The sequence below is a fragment of the Paracoccus salipaludis genome (assembly GCF_002287065.1).
Classification (GTDB): Bacteria; Pseudomonadota; Alphaproteobacteria; order Rhodobacterales; family Rhodobacteraceae; genus Paracoccus; species Paracoccus salipaludis.
Map to the genome: position 1 here is coordinate 100,951 of NZ_NSJZ01000003.1, position 25,004 is coordinate 125,954.

22 protein-coding genes and 1 pseudogene are annotated in these 25,004 nt (G+C 69.4%); 16 read left to right on the forward strand and 7 right to left on the reverse strand.

The window, feature by feature from the left end:
- Positions 1-16 precede the first annotated feature (16 nt).
- The 5 genes from CK240_RS05525 to aroA all read left to right on the forward strand — a co-directional run bounded on the left by CK240_RS05525 (position 17) and on the right by aroA (position 5,461).
- The gene (locus CK240_RS05525; protein WP_240517301.1) at positions 17-757 is read left to right on the forward strand and encodes a biotin--[acetyl-CoA-carboxylase] ligase; all 741 of its coding nucleotides are present in this window, start codon (positions 17-19) and stop codon (positions 755-757) included.
- Positions 757-1,536, forward strand: a complete 780-nt coding sequence (locus tag CK240_RS05530; protein ID WP_095639342.1) for a type III pantothenate kinase — start codon at positions 757-759, stop codon at positions 1,534-1,536. The genes CK240_RS05525 and CK240_RS05530 overlap by 1 nt, the downstream gene beginning before the upstream one ends.
- Positions 1,529-3,202 (forward strand): ribonuclease J, encoded by a 1,674-nt coding sequence (locus CK240_RS05535; RefSeq protein WP_095639343.1) that lies wholly within the window; start codon positions 1,529-1,531, stop codon positions 3,200-3,202. The genes CK240_RS05530 and CK240_RS05535 overlap by 8 nt, the downstream gene beginning before the upstream one ends.
- Positions 3,203-3,339: 137 nt before the next feature.
- Entirely contained in the window at positions 3,340-4,035 is a 696-nt protein-coding gene (trmB, locus tag CK240_RS05540) for a tRNA (guanine(46)-N(7))-methyltransferase TrmB (RefSeq protein ID WP_095639344.1), read from the forward strand.
- A 94-nt stretch (positions 4,036-4,129) separates the two neighbouring features.
- Entirely contained in the window at positions 4,130-5,461 is a 1,332-nt protein-coding gene (aroA, locus tag CK240_RS05545; protein ID WP_095639345.1) for a 3-phosphoshikimate 1-carboxyvinyltransferase, read from the forward strand.
- Between the two features lie 87 nt (positions 5,462-5,548).
- Here the strand turns inward: aroA and CK240_RS05550 are convergent, their stop codons facing one another.
- Both CK240_RS05550 and CK240_RS05555 read right to left on the reverse strand, forming a co-directional pair.
- Positions 5,549-7,444 (reverse strand): propionyl-CoA synthetase, encoded by a 1,896-nt coding sequence (locus tag CK240_RS05550; RefSeq protein ID WP_095639346.1) that lies wholly within the window; start codon positions 7,442-7,444, stop codon positions 5,549-5,551.
- Positions 7,445-7,651: 207 nt separating this feature from the next.
- A complete protein-coding gene (locus CK240_RS05555) occupies positions 7,652-9,934 on the reverse strand; it encodes an NADP-dependent malic enzyme (protein ID WP_095639347.1) in 2,283 nt (760 codons plus the stop codon).
- A gap of 152 nt (positions 9,935-10,086) precedes the next feature.
- On the opposite strand from CK240_RS05555, the gene CK240_RS05560 reads away from it, so the two are divergent.
- From CK240_RS05560 to CK240_RS05570, 3 genes are all read left to right on the forward strand, one after another.
- Positions 10,087-10,473, forward strand: coding sequence for a cytidine deaminase (locus CK240_RS05560; RefSeq protein WP_167649973.1), 387 nt, complete (start codon positions 10,087-10,089; stop codon positions 10,471-10,473).
- Positions 10,474-10,604: 131 nt separating this feature from the next.
- A complete protein-coding gene (gene upp / locus CK240_RS05565) occupies positions 10,605-11,243 on the forward strand; it encodes a uracil phosphoribosyltransferase (protein WP_095639349.1) in 639 nt (212 codons plus the stop codon).
- A 75-nt stretch (positions 11,244-11,318) separates the two neighbouring features.
- Entirely contained in the window at positions 11,319-12,410 is a 1,092-nt protein-coding gene (locus tag CK240_RS05570; protein WP_095639350.1) for an SPOR domain-containing protein, read from the forward strand.
- 298 nt (positions 12,411-12,708) lie between these two features.
- On the opposite strand, the gene CK240_RS05575 is transcribed toward CK240_RS05570, so the two are convergent.
- From CK240_RS05575 to CK240_RS05585, 3 genes are all read right to left on the reverse strand, one after another.
- The gene (locus CK240_RS05575; protein WP_095639351.1) at positions 12,709-13,731 is read right to left on the reverse strand and encodes a hypothetical protein; all 1,023 of its coding nucleotides are present in this window, start codon (positions 13,729-13,731) and stop codon (positions 12,709-12,711) included.
- A 276-nt stretch (positions 13,732-14,007) separates the two neighbouring features.
- Complete coding sequence (gene rpoH / locus CK240_RS05580; RefSeq protein ID WP_095639352.1) at positions 14,008-14,910, reverse strand: RNA polymerase sigma factor RpoH; 903 nt, start codon at positions 14,908-14,910, stop codon at positions 14,008-14,010.
- Positions 14,911-14,941: 31 nt separating this feature from the next.
- Positions 14,942-15,997, reverse strand: a complete 1,056-nt coding sequence (locus CK240_RS05585) for an RluA family pseudouridine synthase (protein ID WP_095639353.1) — start codon at positions 15,995-15,997, stop codon at positions 14,942-14,944.
- 37 nt (positions 15,998-16,034) lie between these two features.
- Between CK240_RS05585 and CK240_RS05590 the strand changes: the two genes are divergently transcribed.
- The gene (locus CK240_RS05590) at positions 16,035-16,304 is read left to right on the forward strand and encodes a DUF6476 family protein (protein WP_338048955.1); all 270 of its coding nucleotides are present in this window, start codon (positions 16,035-16,037) and stop codon (positions 16,302-16,304) included.
- Positions 16,305-16,701: 397 nt separating this feature from the next.
- Here the strand turns inward: CK240_RS05590 and CK240_RS19165 are convergent.
- Positions 16,702-16,941, reverse strand: a pseudogene (locus CK240_RS19165) (accessory factor UbiK family protein); the annotation flags it as partial.
- Between the two features lie 121 nt (positions 16,942-17,062).
- Here CK240_RS19165 and lgt point away from each other — a divergent pair.
- From lgt to pgeF, 3 genes are read left to right on the forward strand one after another with little or no spacing between them, the layout of a single operon-like run.
- On the forward strand, positions 17,063-17,929 hold the full coding sequence (lgt, locus tag CK240_RS05600) for a prolipoprotein diacylglyceryl transferase (RefSeq protein ID WP_095639356.1): 867 nt from the start codon (positions 17,063-17,065) through the stop codon (positions 17,927-17,929).
- On the forward strand, positions 17,926-19,044 hold the full coding sequence (locus tag CK240_RS05605) for a class I SAM-dependent methyltransferase (RefSeq protein WP_095639510.1): 1,119 nt from the start codon (positions 17,926-17,928) through the stop codon (positions 19,042-19,044). The genes lgt and CK240_RS05605 overlap by 4 nt, the downstream gene beginning before the upstream one ends.
- A complete protein-coding gene (gene pgeF / locus CK240_RS05610; protein ID WP_095639357.1) occupies positions 19,041-19,799 on the forward strand; it encodes a peptidoglycan editing factor PgeF in 759 nt (252 codons plus the stop codon). Before CK240_RS05605 ends, pgeF begins: the two co-directional genes overlap by 4 nt.
- On the opposite strand, the gene CK240_RS05615 is transcribed toward pgeF, so the two are convergent.
- Complete coding sequence (locus CK240_RS05615) at positions 19,796-20,281, reverse strand: Lrp/AsnC family transcriptional regulator (RefSeq protein ID WP_090755562.1); 486 nt, start codon at positions 20,279-20,281, stop codon at positions 19,796-19,798. The two genes, pgeF and CK240_RS05615, sit on opposite strands and share 4 nt — an antisense overlap.
- A 168-nt stretch (positions 20,282-20,449) precedes the next feature.
- Between CK240_RS05615 and trxB the strand changes: the two genes are divergently transcribed.
- The 4 genes from trxB to CK240_RS05635 all read left to right on the forward strand — a co-directional run bounded on the left by trxB (position 20,450) and on the right by CK240_RS05635 (position 24,985).
- On the forward strand, positions 20,450-21,484 hold the full coding sequence (gene trxB, locus CK240_RS05620) for a thioredoxin-disulfide reductase (RefSeq protein ID WP_095639358.1): 1,035 nt from the start codon (positions 20,450-20,452) through the stop codon (positions 21,482-21,484).
- A 114-nt stretch (positions 21,485-21,598) separates the two neighbouring features.
- Positions 21,599-23,335: a bifunctional sulfate adenylyltransferase/adenylylsulfate kinase gene (locus CK240_RS05625; protein WP_420818610.1), complete on the forward strand. Its 1,737-nt coding sequence runs from the start codon at positions 21,599-21,601 to the stop codon at positions 23,333-23,335.
- A 64-nt stretch (positions 23,336-23,399) separates the two neighbouring features.
- Positions 23,400-24,179, forward strand: coding sequence for a hypothetical protein (locus CK240_RS05630; RefSeq protein WP_095639360.1), 780 nt, complete (start codon positions 23,400-23,402; stop codon positions 24,177-24,179).
- Entirely contained in the window at positions 24,176-24,985 is an 810-nt protein-coding gene (locus CK240_RS05635; RefSeq protein ID WP_095639361.1) for a glycosyltransferase, read from the forward strand. Before CK240_RS05630 ends, CK240_RS05635 begins: the two co-directional genes overlap by 4 nt.
- Positions 24,986-25,004: the final 19 nt, after the last annotated feature.

Genomic DNA, 25,004 nt, shown 5'->3' on the forward strand with positions numbered 1-25,004 from the left:
GTCCTGGCCGCAGGGCGTGGGCCGCCTGATCCTTGAGCAGACCGACAGCACGAATGCCGAGGCGGTCCGCCTCGGCACGTCGCTGGCAGGGCCCGTCTGGATCATGACGCACCGGCAGGACGCCGGACGCGGTCGCCGTGGCCGGTCCTGGTCCATGCCCCCGGGCAACTTCGCCGCCACCCTGTCGCTGCGCCCGCAGGGCTCGCCTGCCGACGTGTCCCTTTACAGCTTTGTCGCGGCCCTTGCGCTGCACGAGGCGCTGTCGGCCGTCTGCGGTCCCGCCGCCCGGCTTGCGATCAAGTGGCCGAACGATGTCCTGCTGAACGGCGGCAAGGTCGCGGGCATCCTGCTGGAAAGCGCGGGGCAGGGGCGCGACGTGACCCTGCTGGCCGTGGGCATCGGCGTCAACCTTGCCGCGGCCCCCGATCCCGCCGCGCTGGAATCCGGCGCGGTGCCGCCCGTCTCGGTCCTGGGCGAAACCGGCCATGCCGTTGCGCCCGAGGAGTTCCTGGACCTGCTCGCCCCCGCCTTCGCGCGCTGGCAGCAGCAGCTTGCCACCTTCGGCTTCGGCCCGATCCGCACGGCCTGGACGGCCCGCGCCGCGCGGCTGGGCCAGACGATCACGGCGCGGACCGGGACCGCCAGCCGCACCGGGCGGTTCGAGGGGATCGACGACACCGGCGCCCTTCTCCTGACCACCGCCGCCGGACGCGAGGTCATCCCCGCTGCCGAGGTCTTCTTCGACGAGGTCGCCTGATGCTGCTCTGCATCGACACCGGCAACACCAACACGCTGTTCTCGATCTGGGACGGCGAGCGCTTCCTGTCCCACTGGCGCATCGCCACCGACCATCGCCGCACCGCCGACGAATATTTCGTCTGGCTGCGCTCGCTGATGTCGCTGAGCAAGCTCGACGTCGCGGTGGACGGCTGCATCATCAGCTCGACCGTGCCGCGCGTGGTGTTCAACCTGCGCGTCCTCTGCAACCGCTATTTCGACACCCGGCCGCTGGTCGTGGGCAAACCCGACTGCCTGCTGCCCGCCCCCCCGCGGGTCGATGCCGGCACCGTGGTCGGGCCCGACCGCATCGTGAACACCTGGGCGGCCTTCGACCGCTACGGCCCGGACCTCGTGGTGGTCGATTTCGGCACCGCCACGACCTTCGACGTGGTCGGCGATGACGGCGCCTATGTCGGCGGCGTGATCTCGCCCGGCGTGAACCTGTCGCTGGAAGCCCTGCACATGGGCGCGGCCTCGCTGCCGCATGTCGACATTTCCCGGCCCGCGCAGGTCATCGGCACGAACACCGTCGAATGCATCCAGTCCGGCGTCTTCTGGGGCTACGCGGGTCTCGTGCGCGAGATCTGCGCGCGCATCGCCGCCGAACGCGGCCGTCCGATGAAGGTGATTGCAACCGGAGGGCTGGCCGCGCTGTTCGACCAGATCGAGGATCTGTTCGACCGCTGGGACGACGATCTGACAATGCACGGGCTGCGGCTCATCCACGATTACAACAAGGAGATGGGCAATGTCTGAACGCCTGATCTATCTGCCGCTGGGCGGCGCGGGCGAAATCGGCATGAACGCCTATGTTTACGGCTATGGCCAGCCGGGTCGGGAACGCCTGATCCTTGTCGACCTGGGCGTGACCTTCGGCGACATGGACAGCGCGCCGGGCATCGACCTCATCATGCCCGATGTCCGCTGGCTGGAGGACAACCGAGACAGGCTGGAGGCCATCTTCATCACCCACGGGCACGAGGATCACGTCAGCGCCCTGGGCCTGTTGTGGAACCGCCTGCGCGCGCCGGTCTATACCCGCCGCTTCACGGGTGCGCTCGCGCGCATGAAGATGGAGGAAGCGGGCCAGCCCGTCGACAAGCTGCGCATCGTGAGCGCCCGCCCCGAGGTGGTCGAGGCCGGACCCTTCCGCGTCCAGTTCGTGCCCGTGAGCCACTCGATCCCCGAAAGCGCGGCGCTGATCATCGACACGCCCGCGGGCCGTATCGTCCATTCCGGCGACTTCAAGCTGGACGGCACCCCCGTCGTGGGCGAGGCCTTCGATCCGATCCTGTGGCACGAGATCGCGGGCGAAACACCGATCACGGCGCTGATGTGCGATTCGACCAACGTCTTCAGTACCCATCCCGGCCGGTCCGAGGCCGTGCTGGCGAACCCGCTGCTGGACTGGGTCGTGACGCAGAAGCAGATGGTGGTGGCGACGACCTTCGCCTCCAACATCGCGCGGCTCAAGACCCTGGCGGATGCCGGGACGGCGGCCGGGCGGCAGGTCTGCCTGCTGGGCCGGGCCATGCGCAAGATGGTGACGGCCGCCGTGGAAACCGGCATCCTGCGCGACTTCCCCCGCGTGATCGGACCCGAGGAAGCCGCCGACCTGCCGCGCGACAAGGTGTTGCTGATCGTCACCGGCAGCCAGGGCGAACGCCGCGCGGCGTCCATGCAGCTTTCGATGGGCCGCTATCTGGGCATCCAGCTGAAGGAAGGCGACAGCTTCCTTTTCTCCAGCCGCACGATCCCGGGGAACGAGCGCCCGGTCGGACGCATCATGAACAACCTCAGCCGCCTGGGCGTGAACGTGTTCGATGCCGACGCGGGCCTTTATCACGTCTCGGGCCACGCCAACCGCCCCGACCTGGAAGCGGTCCATGACCTGCTCAAGCCCCGTATCGTGATCCCCATGCATGGCGAGCACATGCACCTGCGCGAACACGCCAAGCTGGCCAAGGCCAAGGGCATGATCTCCGAGATCGTGACGAACGGCACCATGATCGACCTGGCCGGCGACCGTCCCCGCGTGGTGGACGAGGTTGAGACCGGCCGCATCTACCTGGATGGCAACGTGCTGATCGGGGCGATGGACGGCGTGGTGCGCGACCGCATCCGCATGGCGCTGAACGGCCACGCGACCGTGTCCGTCATCGTGGACGAGAACGACGAGGTCCTGCCGGACGCCTGGGTGGAAACCATGGGCCTGGCCGCGCATGGCCGCGCCGGCGTGCCGCTTTCGCGCCACATCGAAAGCGAACTTGCCGACTACCTCGACCGCGTGGACGACGCCACGGTGATGGACGACAAGAAGCTGGACGAAGGCATCCGCCGCATCGTCCGCCAAGTCTCGATGGAGGAGATCGGCAAGAAGCCCGAGGTCAAGGTCATCATCAGCCGCCTAGCCGCCGATTGACAGCAGGGCGCCGCATCCCGGCGCCCTGTCTTCTTCTTCGGGAAAATATCCCGGGGGCGCGCGCAGCGCGGCGGGGGCAGCGCCCCCGTCCGGCCTTGCCGCTTGACCTTCCGACGCCGCCTTGGCATCGCCCTCGCATGACCGAGTTCGATCCCGCACCCACGCACCGCAACTTCTACGGCCGGCGCCACGGCAAGACCCTGCGCCAAAGCCAGAAGGGCTACCTGTCCGAGGACCTGGGCAGCCTGCGCCCGCGTGGCATCACGGTCGAGGAGAACCCGGACCGCTCCCCGATCGACCCCGCCGCGATCTTCGGCGACGCCCGTCTCGTCTGGCTCGAGGTCGGCTTCGGCGGCGGCGAGCACATGGTCGCCATGGCGGCCCGTTACCCCGGGATCGGCATCATCGGCTGCGAGCCCTTCATCAACGGCGTCGCCATGCTGCTGGGCAAGATCCGGGCGGCGGGCGTGTCCAACCTCAGCGTCCATCCGGGCGACGCGCGCGACCTCATGGACGTGCTGCCCGACGCCTCGATCAGCAAGGCCTTTCTCAACTATCCCGATCCCTGGCCCAAGGCGCGCCACCACCGCCGCCGCTTCGTCACCCCCGAGCATCTGATCCCGCTGCACCGCATCATGGCCCCCGGCGCCGAGTTCCGCGTCGCGACCGACATCCCCGACTACATGCGCCAGGCACTGGAGGAGGTCCCGAAGGCCGGCTTCACCCTTGTCCACGAGGGGCCGGAGCCGTGGGACGACTGGCACTCCACCCGCTACGAGCAGAAGGCCCTGCGCGAGGGCCGCGTGCCGCATTACGCCACCTTCCGACGCTGACGCCGTCCGCGCCTCGGGCGGGGATATTTTCGCACAGAAGATGGCAGGGCCGCGCACCCCGCGCTAAGGTCCCGCCCGGTTGAAGGAGAGCCCCATGTCGCACAGCGCCGAACCCCTGCCGATGTCCGCCCGACGCTCGGGCCCGCTGAAGGGCGAGGCGCAGGTGCCCGGCGACAAGTCCGTCAGCCACCGCGCGCTGATCCTGGGCGCGCTGGCCGTGGGCGAGACGCGCATCACGGGCCTGCTGGAAGGGCAGGACGTGCTGGACACGGCCAAGGCGATGCAGGCCTTCGGCGCGCAGGTGCAGCGCGTGAGCGAGGGCGAGTGGATCGTCCATGGTGTGGGCGTCGGCGGCTTTGCCGAGCCCGAGGGCGTGATCGACTGCGGCAACTCGGGCACGGGCGTCCGCCTGATCATGGGCGCGATGGCGACGACGCCCGTCACCGCGACCTTCACCGGCGATCCGAGCCTGTCGCGCCGTCCCATGCGGCGCATCACAGACCCGCTGGAGCTGTTCGGCGCGCAGGTCACCGCGCGCGAGGGCGGGCTGCTGCCCGTGACGATCCGGGGCGCGGCGGACCCGGTGCCGGTGCTTTATCGCACCCCCGTGGCCAGCGCCCAGATCAAGTCGGCGGTGCTGCTGGCGGGCCTCAATGCGCCGGGCCAGACGGTGGTGATCGAGTCCGAGCCGACCCGCGACCATACCGAGCGGATGCTCGCGGGCTTCGGGGCGACCGTGACCACCGAGGTGACCGCCGAGGGCCGCGTCATCACCCTGACCGGCCGGCCCGAGCTGCGTCCCTGCGCGGTCGCCGTGCCGCGCGACCCAAGCTCGGCCGCCTTCCCGGTCGCCGCTGCCCTGATCGTGCCGGGGTCCGAGATCCGCGTGCCCGGCGTCAGCCGCAACCCGACCCGCAACGGGCTTTATGTCACGCTCGAGGAGATGGGCGCCGACCTGACTTGGGAAAACCAGCGCGAGGAGGGTGGCGAGCCGGTGGCCGACCTGATCGTGCGCCATGGCCCCCTGCGCGGCGTGACCGTTCCCGCCGAGCGCGCCGCCAGCATGATCGACGAGTTCCCGATCCTGTCCGTCGTCGCCGCCTTTGCGGAAGGGACCACCGTGATGAACGGTGTGGCCGAGTTGCGCGTCAAGGAAAGCGACCGCATCGACGCGATGGCGCGGGGACTGGAAGCGAACGGCGCCCGCGTCGAGGAAACGCGCGACAGCCTGACGGTCCACGGCACGGGCGGGCTTGCAGGCGGGGCGGCCTGCGCCACGCATCTCGATCACCGCATCGCCATGTCCTTCCTGGTCGCGGGCCTTGCCTCGGACCAGCCGATCAGCGTGGATGACGCGGGACCGATCGCGACGAGCTTCCCGGACTTCGTGCCGCTGATGACGCGGCTGGGCGCACGGATCGGCTGAAGTCCGAGCGCCTGCCGGTTTTCGGGCGCCATTCGCCCGAAAGCCGCGGGGCCGCCGCGGCAAGGGGCGGCCCCTTCGCCTGTCAACTCAGGCGGTCGCCGCCATGTGGCCGGCCTTGTGCAGCGCCTCGCGGATCTCGTCCAGGATCGCGGGGTCGTCGATGGTGGCGGGCATCTTGAACTCCTCGCCATCCGCGATCTTGGCCATGGTCGCGCGCAGGATCTTACCGGATCGGGTCTTGGGCAGGCGGTCCACCACGACCGTGTTGCGGAAGGCGGCAACCGGGCCGATGCGGTCGCGGACCATCTGCACGACCTCGCGGCCGATCTGCTCGGGACCGATCTCGACGCCTTTCTTCAGGCACAGGAACCCCAGCGGGGTCTGGCCCTTCAGCGGGTCCGCCACGCCGATCACGGCGCATTCCGCGACGGCGGGGTGCGAGGACAGCACCTCCTCCATCGCGCCGGTGGACAGGCGGTGCCCCGCGACGTTGATGACGTCGTCGGTGCGGGCCATGATGTAAAGGTATCCGTCCTCGTCGATGTAGCCCGCGTCGCCGGTTTCATAATAGCCGGGGAAGTTCGTCAGGTAGGACTTGCGGAACCGCTCGTCCGCCTTCCACAGCGTCGGCAGCGTGCCGGGGGGCAGGGGCAGCTTGACCGCAACCGCGCCCAGCGTGCCGGGCGGCACGGGATGGCCCGCCTCGTCCAGAACCTGCACGTCGTAGCCGGGCATCGGCACCGAGGGGCTGCCGTATTTGACCAGCAGGCTCTCGATCCCGAAGGGGTTCGCGGCGATGGCCCAGCCCGTTTCCGTCTGCCACCAGTGGTCGATGACAGGCACGTTGAGGTTCTGTTCCACCCATTGCACCGTGTCGGGGTCCGCCCGTTCGCCCGCAAGGAACACGGCCCGCAGCGACTTGAGGCTGTAGTCGCGGATATACAGGCAGGCCGGGTCCTCGCGCTTGACGGCGCGGATGGCCGTCGGCGCGGTGAAGAAGACCTTGACCTTGTGGTTCTGGATGATGCGGCCGAAGATGCCGGGGTCGGGGGTGCCCACGGGCTTGCCCTCGAAGACGATGGTCGTCGCGCCCGCCAGCAGGGGACCGTAGCAGATGTAGCTGTGGCCCACGACCCAGCCCACGTCGGACGCCGCCCAGAAGACATCCCCCGCGTTGATCCCGTAGATGTTCTTCATCGTCCAGTTCAACGCGACGATATGGCCCGCCGTGTGGCGGATGACGCCCTTGGGCTGGCCGGTCGTGCCCGAGGTATACAGGATGTAATGCGGGTGGTTGCCCTCGACCGGGACGCAGTCCGCCGGTTCCACGCCATACTGGAAGCTGTGCCAGGCGTAGTCGCGGCCCTCGATCAGCTCGGCCACCTCCTGCTCGCGCTGGAAGATCACGCAGAACTCGGGCTTGTGCGTCGCTTCCTCGATCGCGCGGTCCAGCAGCGGCTTGTAGTGGACCACGCGGCCCGGCTCCAGACCGCAGGAGGCCGCGATGATCGCCTTGGGGGTGCAGTCGTCGATGCGGACCGCCAGTTCGTGCGCGGCGAAGCCGCCGAAGACGACCGAGTGGATTGCGCCCAGGCGCGAGCAGGCCAGCATCGCCTCCAGCGCCTCGGGCACCATCGGCATGTAGATGATGACGCGGTCGCCCTTGCCGACGCCCTTGTCGCGCAGGGCGCCGGCAAGGCGGGCCACCCGGTCGCGCAACTCGCGATAGGTGATGCCGCGATAGGAATGGGTGATAGGGCTGTCATGGATGATGGCCAACTGATCGCCCCGGCCCGCCTCGACATGGCGGTCCACGGCGTTCCAGCAGGCGTTGACCAGAGCGTCGGCGAACCACTCGCCTGCGGGGCCCTGGTCGAAATAGGCCCGGCTGGGAGGTTTGACCCAATCGATGTCCTGAGCGGCCTTCATCCAGAAGCCCTCGGGATCGTTCTTCCACGCGGCGTAGATGTCCTGGTAGCCCATGCCCGTCTCTCCCCCTCGACGTTCTGCGTAACTCCTAGAAGCGAGGGCACGGGCAGATCAACAGGATTGGCCGGAAGGCCCCGCTCATGTGGCGGATTGCCTCAGCCAAGGAGCCTCGGGCTTTGCAAACCTCCGGCAGCTTTTGCGGCGGGCCGTGCAAGGCCCGCCGATCTTTGCAAAAACCCACCCGGCACGGGGCGAATCGCCTCAGCCGTAATGGGTGACGGGCGTCCCGGCCAGTGCGCTGATGTTCAGCAGACCGCGCGCCGTGATCGAGGGCGTGACGATATGCGCCTTGTTGCCCATCCCCATCAGGATCGGCCCGACCTCAAGCCCCTGTGCGCGGGTCTTGAGGATGTTGCGCACCGCCGAGGCCGCGTCGGTGCCCGCGAAGACCAGCACGTTCGCGGGTTCGTCCCCCAGGCGGGACCGGGGCATCAGCCGGGCGCGCACCGCAGGGTCCAGGGCGGCGTCCACGTGCATCTCGCCGTCGTAGACGAAATCGACCTCGCGCTCGGCCAGGATGTCCATCGCCTGGCGCATCTTGCGGCCCGAGTCGGTGTCGAGGTTGCCGAACTGGGAATGGCTGCAAAGCGCGATGCGCGGCACGAGGCCGAAGCGGCGGACATGGCGCGCGCAGCCCAGGGCGGTTTCCGCGACCTCGGCCGGCGTCGGGTCGTGGTGGACCTGGGTGTCCGCGATGAACAGGGGGCCTTCTTCCTGGATCATCATGGACAGGGCGCCCACCGGGTGCAGCCCGCCCCGCGCCAGGATCTCGCGCACATAGCGCAGGTGCCACGTGTACTGCCCGAAGCAGCCGCAGATCAGGCTGTCGGCCTCGTTCCGATGGACCATCACCGCGCCGATGGCGGTGGTGTTGGTGCGCATGATCGCGCGGGCGATGTCGGGCGTCACGCCGCGCCGCGCCATCAGCGAGTGGTAGGTTTCCCAATACTCGCGGTAGCGGGGATCGTCCTCGGGGTTCACGATCTCGAAATCGACGTTCGGGCGGATGGGCAGGCCCGCCCGTTCGGCCCGCATCTCGATCACCTCGGGGCGGCCGATGAGGATCGGCACGTCGTTGGTGTCCTCCAGCATGGCGTTCGCGGCGCGCAGGACGCGCTCGTCCTCGCCTTCGGCGAAGACGATGCGGCGCGCGGCGGTGGCCGAGGCCTCGAAGACCGGGCGCATGATGAGGGCCGAGCGGAAGACCGAGCCGTCGAGGTGCCGCTTGTAGGCATGGATGTCGGCCAGCGGCCGGGTCGCCACGCCCGATTCCATCGCGGCGCGGGCGACGGCGGTGGCGACCACCCCCATCAGGCGCGGGTCGAAGGGCTTGGGGATCAGGTAGTTCGGCCCGAAGGTCAGCGTCTCGCCGCGATAGGCGGCGGCGGCCTCGGCGCTGGTGGTGGCGCGGGCGAGCGCCGCGATCCCCTCGATGCAGGCCAGCTGCATGGCGTCGTTGATCTCGGTCGCGCCCACGTCCAGCGCCCCGCGGAAGATGAAGGGGAAGCAGAGGACGTTGTTGACCTGGTTGGGATAGTCGCTGCGCCCCGTGGCGATCAGCGCGTCGGGCGCGGCTTCGCGCACCTCCTCGGGCAGGATCTCGGGCGTGGGGTTCGCCAGCGCGAAGACGATGGGGCGGCGGGCCATGCGCGCCACCATCTCGGGTTTCAGCACGCCGGGGCCGGACAGGCCGAGGAACAGGTCCGCTCCGTCGATCACTTCGCCGAGTGTCCGCAGGTCGGTGGCCTGCGCAAAGGCGGCCTTCTGCGGATTCATGTCCTCGTTGCGGCCCTCGTGGACCAGCCCGTGGATGTCGCAGAGCCAGATGTTCTCGCGCCTGACGCCCAGCTTCAGCAGCATGTTGAGGCAGGCGATGCCTGCCGCGCCCCCGCCGGTGGACACGACCTTGATGTCCTCGAACCGCCGGCCCGTCACCCGCAGCGCGTTGGTGGCGGCCGCGCCCACGACGATGGCGGTGCCGTGCTGGTCGTCGTGGAAGACGGGGATGTTCATCGATTCGCGGCAGAGCTTTTCCACCACGAAACACTCAGGGGCCTTGATGTCCTCAAGGTTGATCGCGCCGAAGGTGGGTTCCAGTGCGCGGACGATGGCGGCCAGCTTCACCGGATCGGTCTCGTCCACCTCGATGTCGAAGCAGTCGATGTTGGCGAACTTCTTGAAAAGGACCGCCTTGCCCTCCATCACCGGCTTGGAGGCGCGTGCGCCGATGTTGCCCAGACCCAGCACCGCCGTCCCGTTCGACACGACCGCCACCAAGTTGCCGCGTGCCGTATAGCGCGCCGCGCAGGCCGGATCGGCCTGGATCTCGAGGCAGGCCTCGGCCACGCCCGGCGAATAGGCGAGGCTGAGGTCGCGTCCGTTCGCCAGGGGCTTCGTTGCCCGGATCTCGAGCTTGCCGGGCCGCGGAAGCTCGTGATACCGCAGCGCCGCCTGCCGCGCATTGTCCTGCCGCCGATCTTCCATGCCCTGCCTCCCGTAAGTTCGCCCTTTCGTCCTAGTCGCGGCGACGCGGCGTCACAAGCGGCGGTCCTCAAGCTTTGCGCCTGACGAAAAGCGCAGGGTTGCGCAGGTCCGCCGCGGGGCGGATTATGCCGCAAACTGCCCGAAGGTGCCCCATGTCCCTGATCGACGCCGCCCGCCGCGTGCGAGAGGCCGCCTATGCCCCTTATTCCGGCTTCAAGGTCGGCGCGGCGGTGCGCGGCGCCTCGGGCGCGATCTACGCCGGCTGCAACGTCGAGAACGTGGCCTATCCCGAGGGCACCTGCGCCGAGGCCGGCGCCATCGCGGCCATGGTGGCGGCGGGCGAAACCGAGATCACCGAGGTCTGCGTGATCGCCGGCAGCGCCCGCCCGACGCCCCCCTGCGGCGGCTGCCGCCAGAAGCTGGCCGAGTTCGCCCGCGGCGAAACCCCCGTCCTGCTGGCGACCGTGGACGGCGAGACCCTGGCCACAACGGTAGCCGAGCTGCTGCCGGGTCGCTTCGAGGTCGGCCATATGGGCTGAGGACGGAAAGGCTGGGGGATCGCCGTTGAACCTTGTTGCATCCTCCTGCCTGCTGATTCGCGTCCATGCCCCATGGTCATCGCATGAAATCCCTTCCAAAGACTGAACCGCCCCTGAACTCCGGACCTCCGATGACCCAGTTTCCCAACCTCACGATCGTCGATCACCCGCTGGTGCAGCACAAGCTGACGATCATGCGCAACCACGTGACCTCGACCAACAGCTTCCGCCGCCTCCTGCGCGAGATCAGCCTGCTTCTGGCCTATGAGGTCACGCGCGACCTTGAACTGACTACCACCCGCATCCAGACGCCGCTGTGCGAGATGGACGCGCCCGTGCTTGAAGGAAAGAAGCTCGCGCTGATCTCGATCCTGCGGGCGGGCAACGGGCTGCTGGACGGGATCCTGGAACTGATCCCGGCGGCACGCGTGGGCTTCCTGGGCCTTTACCGCGATCCCGACACGCTTCAGCCCGTGCAGTATTACGCCAAGGTGCCCAACGACCTCGATGCGCGCATGGTGATCGTCGTGGATCCGATGCTGGCCACGGGCAACAGCGCGGTTGCGGCGATCGACCTTCTCAAGGCCGGCGGCGCGCGGAACATCTGCTTCCTGTGCCTTCTGGCCGCGCCCGAGGGCGTGGCGCGGATGCAGGAGGCGCATCCCGACGTCCCGGTCTATACCGCCTCACTGGACGAAAAGCTGGACGAGCAGGGCTATATCGTGCCGGGCCTGGGCGACGCGGGCGATCGGATGTTCGGCACGAAGTGACCGCCCGTTAACCGGGGCTTAGCGCCCGGTCCTGTAGATCCGACCCCGGGAAGAACCGAATCGAAGGGGTCGGGCATGGGCGTTTCGGGGTTTTCGCTGCTGCTGGCGGCCGTGGCTGCCCTTGCGGCGCTGGCAAGCGTGACGGTGCCCGCCGAAGCAGGCCAGCCGGGCGAGGGGATGCGGCATGTCGAGGTTCCGGCCAGCGAGCTGTCGCCGGCCCTGCGTCCGGCAGAAACGCCTCCGCCCGATTTTACCGCAGGCCAGTACATCGATTCGGCAGGCTGCGTCTTTGTCCGGACAGACGGGGGCTGGAACGGCCGGGTGGACCGCGACGGCGCGGCGGTGTGCGGCTATCCGCCCACGCTTTCCGCGCGGCGCACCGGGCCGGAAAGCGAACCGGCGCTGTTTCCCCGGCCCGAACTGCCCCCTGCGGCCCGTATCGAGCGCGACCTGACGCAGGCCATCATCCCCAATCTTCAGGCTGCGGAACTCACCGGTCCTGAGGGCAAGGCGGGGAAGACACCGGCAGAAGCGGTTGCAAACTCCGCTGCGCTGCCGGTCGTTGCGGACCAGCCGCGAGGCGAACTGACCTCGGATCCGCTGCAGATCGGCGCAGTGATCGCACAGGCACCCGCGCTTTCCAAGCAGATGGCCGGGCCCGGCCGCACCGACAGGCTTTGCGCGCTGATCGGCGCAAGCCAGCCTGCACCGGATGGCGCCAGCTTGGGTTTGTGCGGAAGCGCGGCCCCGCTTGCCTCGCTCAGCCACATCTCACCAGGCCGAAAGGGTGGCGCCGCCACGGCGAGGACTGCCAGTGCGACGAAGAGCGATCTGGCGCACCCGGGCGCGAAAAGGCAGGAGGCCAAGGCCGTCGCCCGGGGTTCCCGAACGGACCGGGTAGCCGCCTCCGGGAAGGCTGCAAGTCCGGACGACGTGCGGATGGTCCCGCCGGGAGCCCGCTTCGTGCAGATCGGATCGTTCCGCGACGCCGGGCAGGCGCAAGCGACTGCCGGCAAGCTGGCCCGGTTGGGCGTGCCCGTGGCTCGTGCGAAGGATGGCAGGGCCGAGCTGATCCTTGTCGGTCCGCTGAAGGGACGAGAGGCGATCGTGCGGATGATCGAGCGGCTCCGCCACGCCGGCTATGGTGATCTGCGCGCGCGAAGATAGGCGGATGAGGGCGCGGCCAGCCGCCCGACGACCCCTTGCGTGCGGCGGCCGCAATCGTGCGCTCTCGACCCGAGGGCTGGCTGTCGTTCTTGTGGTTGCGGGAACGGAACGGGAAGGTGCTGCAATCTAGGGGCCTTGCCGTGCGGATCGGCCGTGCCAGCCGGGCCGAGGCACTACGCTGCGTGGACAGGCAGGACGCTGGCAGATTGGGATCGCCCCCGGGTTACAGGCCCCCCAAGGGCCGCTGCGCCCGCATTGCCGCTGCGTGACGCCCGCCGCCTTCACGGACCCGCGCCGTTCAGCGAGAGCAGACCTGCTGCAATTGCACCCACTCTCCCTCGGACATCAGGGGCTCGGGCGGGTCGACGGCGCGGAAAGGGTCGGCCTCGATAAGGGCAAGCACCGTTTCTCCGCTTGGATCGAGCGAGCGGGCATAGGGCGCGCTGGGCACGCCCGCCTCGCGCATCTTGTCCAGCAGAGCGTTGTCGTCAGGACGCGGGGCGGGGCGCAGCAGCAGGGCCGTCCCCTGGCCGGCGATGGCGCGTGCGTCCAGTTCCCCCGAGGTCAGCATCGACACCGCCGCCGCCAGCCCCGCCTTCTGCAGCACCTGAAGAAGCGGGTCCGCCCCTGCGGCGGCCAGATCGGCCGCAAGCACATGGCCCGCCGCGACCTGCGGGCCGGGCTCGCCCGCGATCATGTCGTCACCGATCACCACGATGCGGCCGGGCAGGGGGCGCGCACCGCGCATCGTCGCGGGCAGCACCACGATCCGTCCGTCAGGTCCCAGAAGACGCGCCGACAGGCGGTCCAGCACCGCCGCGCCGGACGCCCGGTCGCAGGGCGCCCCGGTCGCCTGCCGCATGTCGGCAAGGATCGACAACCCGACGGCGGTTCTCTGCGCGGGCGGCGCGATCCGGGCGGCATGGGCGATCACGGCATCGGGCAGCCAGATCACTCCGGCGATCACCGCCGCGCCAATCGAGGTCCAGATCAGCGCGCCCCGCAGCCGACCGGGCCGGGGACGGCTGGCAGCAATGGCGGAGTGCACGCGCTCGATCGCCTGGATCATCAGGGTGTCGTCGATCTCGACCACCTCGTCCTGTTCGGCATCGCCGGGGGCGAAGATCGCGGGCATCTGCCCGGGGTTGAGGCGGGTGACGGCAGGAAGGGACCAGTGGGTCAGGGGCTCCTCGGACCGGGGATCGCGCAGGATCAGCGTGGCATCCCCGAACGACACGATGACGTCGCGCAGCCGCTCGGAGGAGTTGGGCCGCCACACGCCGGTCGCCTCGAGCCGCTGGAACTGCGTCAGTGCCGTCACGATCGCGGAAGCCCTTCCGTGTGGTTGCGCCAGCCTTGCCCGGAACAGGCGACTGTCCCGGCGTCTCGGCAAGAATGTGCCGATTCATGGCACTACGTCCAGACCCGACAGGAAGATCGGCACGGCTGGCGCCCGCGCCCTTGTTTCCCAAGGCAGCGCAGGGTGGCAGGCACAAGACGCGGCTTGGCCCTTGCGGCCAGCCAAACACCCGCATCCGACGCCGCGCGAAAGGCTGGAACGGCCGCGGCCACGCCTCGGGCCGAGCTGCCGGCTGCCTCAGTCGGCGCCGATCTCGATGCCGCGTTCGCTGGCCAGCCGGCGCATGCGGTCCTGCAGCTTTTCGAAGGCGCGGACCTCGATCTGCCGAATCCGCTCGCGCGAGACGCCGTAGCGTTCCGACAGGGCTTCAAGCGTCACGGGATCGTCGCGCAACCGGCGCTCGGTCAGGATGTCGCGCTCGCGCTCGTTCAGCACATCCATCGCGGCGGTCAGCATCGAGCGGCGGGTGTCCAGCTCGTCTTCCTCGGCATACTGGCTGGCCTGGTCGGCGTTCGTGTCCTCAAGCCAGTCCTGCCACTGGGCGGTCGACTCGCCCTCGCCCGAACCGACGGTCGCGTTCAGGGATGCGTCGCCACCGGACAGGCGGCGGTTCATCTCGATCACTTCCTGCTCGGTCACGTTCAGGTCGGTGGCGATCTGGCGCACGTTTTCCGGCCGCAGGTCGCCTTCCTCAAGCGCGCCCAGCTTGGCCTTGGCCTTGCGCAGGTTGAAGAACAGCTTCTTCTGGGCCGAGGTGGTGCCCATCTTCACCAGGCTCCAGGACCGCAGGATGTATTCCTGGATCGAGGCGCGGATCCACCACATCGCATAGGTGGCAAGGCGGAAGCCCTTTTCGGGGTCAAAGCGCTTGACCGCCTGCATCAGCCCGACGTTCGCCTCGGAAATCACCTCGGCCTGCGGCAGGCCGTAGCCGCGATAGCCCATGGCGATCTTGGCGGCCAGCCGCAGGTGCGAGGTCACCAGCTTGTGGGCGGCCTCGGCGTCCTGGTGATCGACCCAGGCCTTGGCCAGCATGTATTCCTCCTCCGGTTCCAGCAGGGGAAACTTGCGGATCTCCTGCAGGTAGCGGTTGAGGCCCTGTTCCGGGCTGGGCGCGGGAAGCTTGTCGTAGTTTGCCATTGTCCTTTCCTGTGCAGCGACTCTGGCGGGGTTACCCGGGGAACGTCGCGTCAACCGCCGGGGTTCCCCGCAGGGCGTCCAGCAAGGCCTGCATGTCGGGGGGTAATTCACTATCAAATGAGAGCCAGCGCCCGTCCACCGGATGGGCGAAGCCCAGATGCGCCGCGTGCAGCGCCTGGCGGGGGAAGGCGGCGACCGCCTCTGACGCGTCCCCAAGCGCGCGGGCCGAGGCCCGGCGCGCGCCGCCATAGACCGGGTCGCCGATCAACCCCAGCCCGCAATGGGCCAGATGAACGCGGATCTGGTGGGTGCGGCCGGTTTCCAGGCGGCATTCGACCAGCATGGCCGTAGGGGGCGTGCCGAAGCTTTCCAGCATGGTCGCGCGGGTGACGGCGTGCCGCCCCTGCCTGAGGCTGACGGCCTGCCGCTGGCGGTCGGTCGGGTGGCGGCCCAGCAGGGTGGCGATCTTCAGGACATTGCCCGGCTCGAAGCTGACGCCGGGCAGACCGCGCAGGCGGGGGTCCGCCGGGTCGATGGTCCCGTGCGCCAGCGCCAGATAGCGGCGGGCGGCCGAGTGATCCTCGAACTGGCGGGCCAGCGCCTGGTGGGCCAGGTCCGTCTTGGCGACGACCAGCAGGCCCGAGGTGTCCTTGTCGATGCGGTGCACGATCCCCGGCCGCGCCGCGCCGCCGATGCCCGACAGGCTGCCCGCGCAATGGGCCAGAAGCGCGTTCACCAGCGTCCCCGAGGGCGAGCCGGGCGCCGGATGGACGACCATGCCGGCAGGCTTGTCGATGACGATCAGGCTGTCATCCTCATAGACCACGTCCAGCGGGATGTCCTCGGGACGCGCATCGATGGGGTCGGGCTCACCCAGCGTGACGACGTAGTCGCCCGGCAGGGGCCGCGCCTTGCCGTCGGTGACGGGGCCGTTCGGGCCCATGATCGCGCCCGCCGCGATCAGCTTGGCGATGCGTGAGCGGGACAGGGCGGCGGACTCTGGCGCGGCCTCGGCCAGCGCCTTATCAAGCCGCGAGGCGTCGGCCGCAGCGAGGTCGGCCGGAAGGGTCAGGACGAGGTCGGGCATGGCGCGGGATGATAGGGCAGGGAAGCCGTTAGCGGAAGTGCCCGAACTTGCCTGGCTGCGCAGGCTGGTCACGGGGCTGGCCGTGGTGATGGGGCTGGGGATGGTGGCGGTGGCCGCGATCCTGTGGGTGCGGCTGTCGCAGCCGCCGCTGCCGGAACTGCCGCCGCAACTGGCTTTGCCCGAGGGAGCCAGTGCCGCGGCAGTCACCTTCGGCCGTGACTGGACCGTGGTGGTCACGGAGGCGGGCGAGGTCCTGCTGTACGACCGCTCGGGCGCGCTGCGGCAGAGGGTCGTGCCCGGACAGTAACGCCCCGTCCCCTTGAACGGGGGCAGGGCGCCGCGGTTCAGGCCTTGTTGCCGGCGTTCATGTCGGTTGTGGGCGCTTCGGCCTCGCTGGCACCTGCATCCGTGCCGGTGTAGCCCATGTCGGGCGGGGTCATGTCGGTGGGGGGCGCCTCGACCTCGCTGACGTGAGGCTCGTCAAGATCAGGGCCGGTCTCGTCCGGCGGGGTCATGTCGATTGCAGGCGCGTCCACCTCGCTGACATGGGGCGCATCCGGTCCGCCGACATTGCCCAGATCGGGCGGCGTCATGTCGGCCGCCGGGGCCTCGGCCTCGCTGACATGCGGGGCATCGCCCGGCTGCGTGCCGGTCGCGCCCGTGCCCGTCGCCTGCGTGGTGCCAGTCGCCTGCGTGCCGCCGCTCATGGCCGCGATCATCGCGCGCAGCTCGGCATTCTCGCTGCGGGCCTTGATCGCCATCTCGCGCACGACCTCGAATTCCTCGCGCGTGACCAGATTGCGGTCGGCCAGCCAGCGGTCCACCCAGCCCTTCATGGCCGTCTCCGCCTCGCTTTTCGCGCCCTGCGCCACGCCCATGGCGTTGGTCATCAGCCGGGACATGTCGTCGAAGAAGCGGCTGGGGCCGCTGCCAGAGGTGGTCATCGCGCAATCCTTTCGCAAAGGCTTTGGGTCAATATGGCGAGCGCGCCGCCCCGCTTCAATGCGGTGCGGTTGACACCCCCGGCCCGCCCGGCCAAGCAACCGCAGGACGCGCGAGGCCCCCATGATCCCTTTCCCCGAGATTTCGCCCGATATCTTCAGCATCACCATCGCGGGGCGAGAGTTCGCGCTGCGCTGGTATGCGATGGCCTACCTGGCCGGGCTGCTGATCGGCTGGAGGGTCATCGTGGCCCTGATGCGCCGCCCGGGCCTGTGGGGCGGCACCGCGCCCATGCGCCCCGAGAAGGTCGAGGAACTGCTGACCTGGGTCGTGGTGGGCGTCATCCTCGGCGGGCGGCTCGGCTTCGTGCTGTTCTACGAGCCCGCCTGGTACCTTGCGAACCCGGGACAGATCATCAAGGTCTGGCAGGGCGGCATGTCCTTCCACGGCGGCTTCCTTGGGGTCGTGCTGGCCGCCTGGGCCTATGCCCGCCGGAACGGCATCGCGCCCTTGCGGCTGGCCGACGCCCTGGCGATCGCGGCGCCCGTGGGGCTGTTCCTCGGCCGCATTGCCAACTTCATCAACGCCGAGCTTTGGGGCCGTCCGACGACCGCGCCCTGGGGCGTGATCTTCCCCGGCGAGGCCGCGCAGGACTGCCCTGGCGTCGAGGGCCTTTGCGCCCGCCATCCGAGCCAGCTTTACGAGGCGGGGCTGGAAGGGCTGCTGCTGGGTCTGGTCCTGTTCCTGCTGGTGCGCCGCGGCGGGCTTGCGCGGCCGGGCCTTGCGCTGGGCGTGTTCCTGTCGGGCTATGGCCTTTCCCGCTTTGTCGTCGAGTTCTTCCGCCAGGCCGACGCCCAGTTCGTGACGCCCGGCAATCCCTGGGGCCACGTTCTCGGCGGGCCGGTCTGGGGGATCACCATGGGCCAGCTTCTGTCGCTGCCGATGATCGCCGTGGGCCTGGGCTTCGCGCTGTGGGCGCTGCGGCGATGACGCCGCTGGGCCGCATCATCGCCGGGCGCATCGCGGCCGAGGGGCCGATGCGGCTGGACGACTACATGCGGCTGTGCCTGATGCATCCCTTGCACGGTTATTATTCCACCCGCGATCCCTTCGGGGCGAAAGGGGATTTCACCACGGCGCCCGAGATCAGCCAGATGTTCGGGGAACTGGTCGGCCTTGCCTTGGCGCAGGCCTGGCTGGACCAGGGCGCGCCCGCGCCCTTCACGCTGGCCGAGTTGGGGCCGGGCCGGGGCACGCTGATGGCCGACCTGCTGCGCGCGAGCCGCCGTGTGCCCGGCTTCCATCAGGCGGCGCGGGTCACCCTGATCGAGACCTCGCCCCACCTGCGGCAGGTCCAGCGCGAAAGGCTGGGCGAGATCACGCATCTTTCCTCGGTCACGGACCTGCCCGAAGCCCCGCTGTTCCTGGTCGCCAACGAGTTCTTCGATGCCCTGCCGGTCCGCCAGATGCAGCGCGTGACGGGCGGCTGGGCCGAGCGGATGGTGACGCTGGACGCCCGGGGCGACCTGATGCTCGCGTTGGCGGCCCCGGTGAGCCTGCCGCGCGAGGCGCCCGAGGGCGAGGTCTGGGAAATCTGCGCCGAGGGCGCCGCCATCATGGAAACCGTCGCCGCCCGCATCGCGGCCCATGGGGGCGCGGCCATCGCCATCGACTACGGCACCTGGAACGGCAAGGGCGACAGCCTGCAGGCCCTGCGCCGCCATGCGCCCGACGGCATCCTGGCCCACCCCGGCGAGGCCGACCTGACCGCCCATGTCGATTTCGCGCCCCTCGCCGGGGCCGCGCTGCGCGCCGGTGCCGCCGCCTCGATCCCCGAGCGCCAGGGCGACTGGCTGCGCGCCCTGGGGATCGAGACGCGGGCCGCGCGGCTGGCGCAGGCGGGCGACCCGGGCGCGCAGGCCGCGCTTCATCGCTTGACCGACCCGGCGCAGATGGGGCACCTCTTCAAGGCGATGGCCGTCTGGCCGTCCAAGCTTCCGCCGCCGCCGGGTTTCCGGCCGCTGCCCCTTGCCGCCCAGTCCGTTGCCAGCGCCGGGCTGTCCGACCTCGCCCCTCGTCCCGAAGCAGACCCGCCGGCCCGATGACACTTGAAATCCTGACCCATCCCGCCCTTCACCCCCTCAGGCACGGGTTCTTCACCCGCAAGGGCGGCGCGTCCTCGGGGCTGTTCGCCGGGCTGAACTGCGGCCGCGGCTCGTCCGACCAGAAGGAGGTCGTGGCGATCAACCGCGCCCGCGTCGCGGCGGCGATGGGCCTGCCGCCCGAGCGCCTGGCGACCGTCAACCAGACCCACTCGGACAGGGTCGTGACCCTGACGGGGACCGAGGACCTGGACGCCGTCGCCCGGTTCGAGGCCGACGCCATCGTCACGGCCGTTCCCGGCCTTGCCATCGCCGTGCTGACCGCCGACTGCCAGCCGGTCCTGTTCGCCGACGCGGGCAGCGGCGTCGTCGGTGCCGCCCATGCGGGCTGGCGCGGGGCGCTGGACGGCATCCTGCAGGCCACCGTCGCCGCCATGCGGGACGCGGGCGCGCGCGACATCCGCGCCGTCATCGGTCCCTGCATCAGCCAGCGCGCCTACGAGGTCAGCGAGGACTTCATGGACCGCTTCCTGATCGAGGACGAGCGTTATTCCCGCTTCTTCTCGGGCGGACCGAACGGGCGGCCGATGTTCGACCTGCCGGGCTTCGGGCTGGCGACGCTGCGCGAGCTTGGCGTCGAGGCCGAGTGGATCGGCCATTGCACCTATTCCGACCCCGCGCGCTTCTTCAGCTATCGCCGGGCCACGCATGAGGGGGCGGCCGATTACGGGCGGCTGATCTCGGCCATCGCGCTTTAGCGCCCCTCGACCAGCTCGAAGGGAACGCCCGGCTCGTCCTTGGCGCAGCGGATGACAAGGCTGGTCTTGACGCTGGCCACGTTGTCGGCGGCCGTCAGCTGGTCGGTCAGGAAGCGCTGGAAGGTGGACAGGTCCGGCGCCACGCATTTCAGGATGAAGTCGATCTCGCCGTTCAGCATGTGGCATTCGCGCACCAGCGCCCAGTCGCGGGCGCGGTTCTCGAAGGCGGTCAGGTCGCGCTCGGACTGGCTGTGCAGCCGGACCATGGCGAAGACCTGCACCTCGAAGCCGAGGCTGCGCGGGTCCACGTCGGCGTGGTAGCCGCGAATGAAGCCCTGCTCTTCCAGCGTGCGGACGCGACGCAGGCAGGGGGGCGCCGAGATGCCGACGCGCCGTGCCAGCTCGACATTCGTCATCCGCCCGTCGGCTTGCAGCTCGGCCAGAATGCGTCTGTCGATGTCATCCAGCCGGGCGCCCGCCATGTCTTCTCCGATGCTCAGAAACAGACGGTTCCTTATCCCCCGGCCGGTTGATCCGCAACATTGTTTCGTCGCACGCGCCCTGCGCCGTTGCGGAAGACCCGCGTCCCGCCCAAGGGCCCACGGTTGAACCGGCGTCCCTGCGCGATTAACTCGGGCGCAAACCCATCCATGAGGCCACCCGTGACCGAGACCGCCGCTTCCGTGCCGACCCACCACCGGCTTGTCATCATCGGCTCGGGGCCCGCGGGCTACACGGCCGCCGTTTATGCCGCACGCGCCATGCTGGTGCCGCTGCTGATCCAGGGCATCCAGCCCGGCGGGCAGCTGACCATCACCACCGAGGTCGAGAACTGGCCGGGCGACACCCAGGTGCAGGGCCCCGACCTGATGGTCCGCATGGAAAGCCACGCCCGCGAGATGGGCGCGCGGATCGTGTCCGACACCGTGACGCGGCTTGACCTGTCGCAGCGCCCCTTCGTGCTGGAATGCGACAGCGGCGCGCGGCTGACGGCAGACGCGCTGATCCTTGCCACCGGGGCGCAGGCGCGCTGGCTGGGGCTGGACAGCGAGTCCCGCTTCCAGGGCTTCGGCGTCAGCGCCTGCGCCACCTGCGACGGCTTCTTCTATCGCGGGCGCGAGGTGATCGTCGTGGGCGGCGGCAACACCGCCGTCGAGGAGGCGCTGTTCCTGACCAACTTCGCCAGCAAGGTCACGCTGGTCCACCGCCGCGACAGCCTGCGGGCGGAACGGGTGCTGCAGGACCGCCTGTTCAGGCATCCCAAGGTCGAGATCATCTGGAACCACGAGGTCGCCGAGATCACCGGCACCGACCAGCCCCTGGGCGTGACCGGCGCGGTGCTGCGCTCGACCCGGGACGGCAGCAGCCGCACGGTGGCGGCGGACGGCGTCTTCATCGCCATCGGCCATTCGCCGGCGTCCGAACTGGTGAAGGACCAACTGGAACTGCGCGACGGCGGCTACGTCAAGGTCGAGCCGGGCAGCACCCGCACCTCGGTCCCCGGCGTCTTCGCGGCGGGCGACCTGACGGACGACACCTATCGCCAGGCGATCACCAGCGCGGGCATGGGCTGCATGGCGGCCCTGGACGCCGAGCACTGGCTGGCCGCGCAGGGACTGGCCGAGGGTGCGATGACCCCCGCCACCGCGACCGAGGTCCTGCGCGAAACCGAGGCTGCGGGCTGATCCCAGCCATGCGCCGGGCGAAAGGCTGCCCGGCGATAACGCCCAGGTTGCACAGGGCAGGCGCGGGGGATAAGGGGCAGGCGCACACCGCGGCTCATTGCGCGGTGCCGCGCCATGTCACGAAGCACCGAGTGGAAGATGAGCCAGCAGCCGAACCTCGCGCCGATCCCGGAACTCTATGTCAACGCCGACTCGGCGCAGAAGCTCAAGGCCGACGCCGGCGATATGCTGTCGTGGGACCTGACCCCGCGCCAGCTTTGCGACGTCGAGCTGCTGATGAACGGCGGCTTCTACCCGCTGAAGGGGTTCCTGACCGAGGCCGATTATGACGGCGTGGTCGAGAACATGCGGCTCGCCTCGGGCAGCCTGTGGCCAATGCCGGTCACGCTGGATGTCAGCCAGGACTTCGCCGACAAGATCGAGCCCGGCACCGACATCGCCCTGCGCGACCAGGAAGGCGTGATCCTTGCCATCCTGTCGGTCACCGACAAGTGGGTGCCCAACAAGAAGCGCGAGGCCGAAAAGGTCTTCGGCGCCGACGACCTGGCCCATCCGGCCGTCAACTACCTGCACAACGTCGCGGGCCCGGTCTACCTGGGCGGCCCGATCACCGGCATCCAGCCGCCGACGCATTACGATTTCCGCGCCCGCCGCGACACGCCGAACGAGCTGCGCGCCTTCTTCCGCAAGATGGGCTGGCGCCGGATCGTGGCCTTCCAGACCCGCAACCCGCTGCACCGCGCCCACCAGGAACTGACCTTCCGCGCCGCGCGCGAGGCGCAGGCGAACCTGCTGATCCACCCGGTCGTCGGTATGACCAAGCCGGGCGACGTGGACCACTTCACACGCGTCCGCTGCTACGAGGCCGTGCTGGACAAGTATCCGGCCGCGACCACGCACCTGTCGCTGCTGAACCTGGCCATGCGCATGGGCGGCCCGCGCGAGGCGGTGTGGCACGGCATCATCCGCCGCAACCACGGCCTGACCCACATGATCGTCGGCCGCGACCACGCCGGCCCGGGCAAGAACAGCCAGGGTCAGGACTTCTATGACCCCTACGCCGCGCAGGACCTGTTCCGGCAGCACCAGGACGAGATCGGCGTCGAGATGGTCGATTTCAAGCAGATGGTCTATGTCCAGGAGCGCGCCCAGTACGAGCCCCGCGACGAGGTCGAGGAAGGCGCGACCATCCTCGACATCTCGGGCACGGAACTGCGCCGCCGCCTGCGCGAAGGGCTGGAAATCCCCGAATGGTTCAGCTTCCCCGAGGTGGTGACGCAACTGCGCCGCACCTCGCCCCCGCGCGACCAGCAGGGCTTCACGGTGTTCTTCACGGGCCTTTCCGGCTCGGGCAAGTCCACCATCGCCAACGCGCTGATGGTCAAGCTGATGGAGATGGGCGGCCGTCCCGTCACGCTGCTGGACGGCGACGTGGTGCGCAAGCACCTGTCGTCCGAACTGGGCTTCTCGAAGGAGCACCGCGACATCAACATCAAGCGCATCGGCTATGTCGCGTCCGAGATCACCAAGAACGGCGGCATCGCCATCTGCGCGCCGATCGCGCCCTACACCGCGACCCGCCGCGCCGTGCGCGAGATGATCGAGCAGTATGGCGCCTTCGTCGAGGTCCATGTCGCGACCTCGATCGAGGAATGCGAGCGCCGTGACCGCAAGGGCCTGTACAAGCTGGCGCGCGAAGGCAAGATCAAGGAGTTCACCGGCATCTCGGACCCCTACGAGGAGCCCGCGACGCCCGAACTGCGCGTGCAGACCGAAGGGGTGGACGTGGATTACGCCGCCCAGCAGGTCCTGCTGAAGCTGGAACAGATGGGCCTGATCGGCCTGTCCTGAGCCGCCCATTGACAAGGTCGCCGCCCCCCGGTCCAACCGGGGGGCGTTTTTCATTGGGGTGCCGATGGCCGATCCCGTGCTGATCCTGACGATGAAATGGGGCACGCTGTATGGCGCCGAGGACGTGAACCGCCTCGCCCGGCAGGTGCGCCGCCATCTCTCGCGCCCTTACCGCTTCATCTGCTTCACCGATGACGGGAACGGGATCGGCGAGGGGGTCGAGGTCCTGCCCCTGCCCGAACTGGGGCTGCCCGCGGGCCATGGCGACACGCGCTGGCGCAAGCTGGCGCTGTTCCGCCGCGACCTTGGCGGATTTGCAGGGGCGACGGCGCTTTTCCTGGATCTCGACCTGGTGGTGGTGGACGACCTCGGGCCGTTCTTCGACCTGCCCGGCGACTTCCACATCATCCGCGACGACGACCTGTTCCGGCCGAAGCCCCTGCGCCGGATCAACCCGGCCCGCGACCGCTTTCTCCATTCGGTCGGCAATTCCTCGGTCTTCCGGTATCAGGTGGGGGCGCATGCCTATATTCTTGACGCCTATCTGGCCGATCCGGCGGCAGCGACGCGGCAGTACGAGATCAGCCAGCAATTCCAGAGCGCCCAGCTGGCCGCGCATGGGCATCTGAACTACTGGCCGCGCGGCTGGTGCGTCAGCTTCAAGAACGATTGCGTGGGCCGGGGGCTGGGCAGCTACCTGCGCGACCCGGCCTGTCCGCAGGGGGCAAAAATCGTGCTGTTCGCGGGCAATCCCAAGATGGCCGATGTCTTCGCTGGCAGGGGCGGGACATGGTATCGCCGCATCGGCGACATCGAGTGGCTGCGAAAGGAATGGAGGGGATGATCGACCAGGCAATCCGACGCTGGAAGCGGGAACGGCGCATAGCGCGGGCGGAAGCCGAGATCCTGGCGCGCCGAGGCGAGCCCGCGCCGCACGGGTTGCGTTCGCCTTTGATCGTCAGCCTGACCAGCTATCCCGCGCGCTTCGGGTCCCTGCACCTGGTGCTGCGCTCGCTTCTGACCCAAAGCGTCCGGGCCGATCGCGTCGTCCTGTGGCTGGACGAAGGGGACGAGCATCTGCTGCCACCAGCCGTCACCTCCCTCGGGGTCGAGACGCGCATCTGCCCGCGCTGGCGATCCTACAAGAAGATCATCCCCACGCTGATGGAGTGGCCCGAGGCGCATATCGTCACCGCCGATGACGACATCTACTACAAGCCGGATTGGCTGGCGGGGCTGGCGCGTCATGCCGACGCCGGCGTCGTCTGCCACCGCGCGCACCGCATCGCGCTGGACCCGGCGGGCGGGCCGCAGCCCTATGGTGACTGGGAACTCAACATAGGCGCGCCGGAGTGCTCGCCCCTGGTCTTTCCCACGGGGGTGGGGGGCGTGCTCTACGCTCCGGGGATCTTTCATGCCGACGTGCTGCGGGAGGACCTGTTCCAGGCCCTTGCCCCGACAGCCGACGACCTGTGGCTTTACTGGATGCACCGGCTTCGCGGCAGCCGGCCCGCCAAGATCGGCAAGCGTTTTCGCATCACCGAATGGCCCGGCACGCAGTCGCAGAACCTGCGTGCCGGCAACCTGAATGGCGATGGAAACGACCAGGCCATCCGCGCCCTGACGGAACGGTACGGGTTTCCCCGCTGACAGCGGGGCGCCGGTTTCG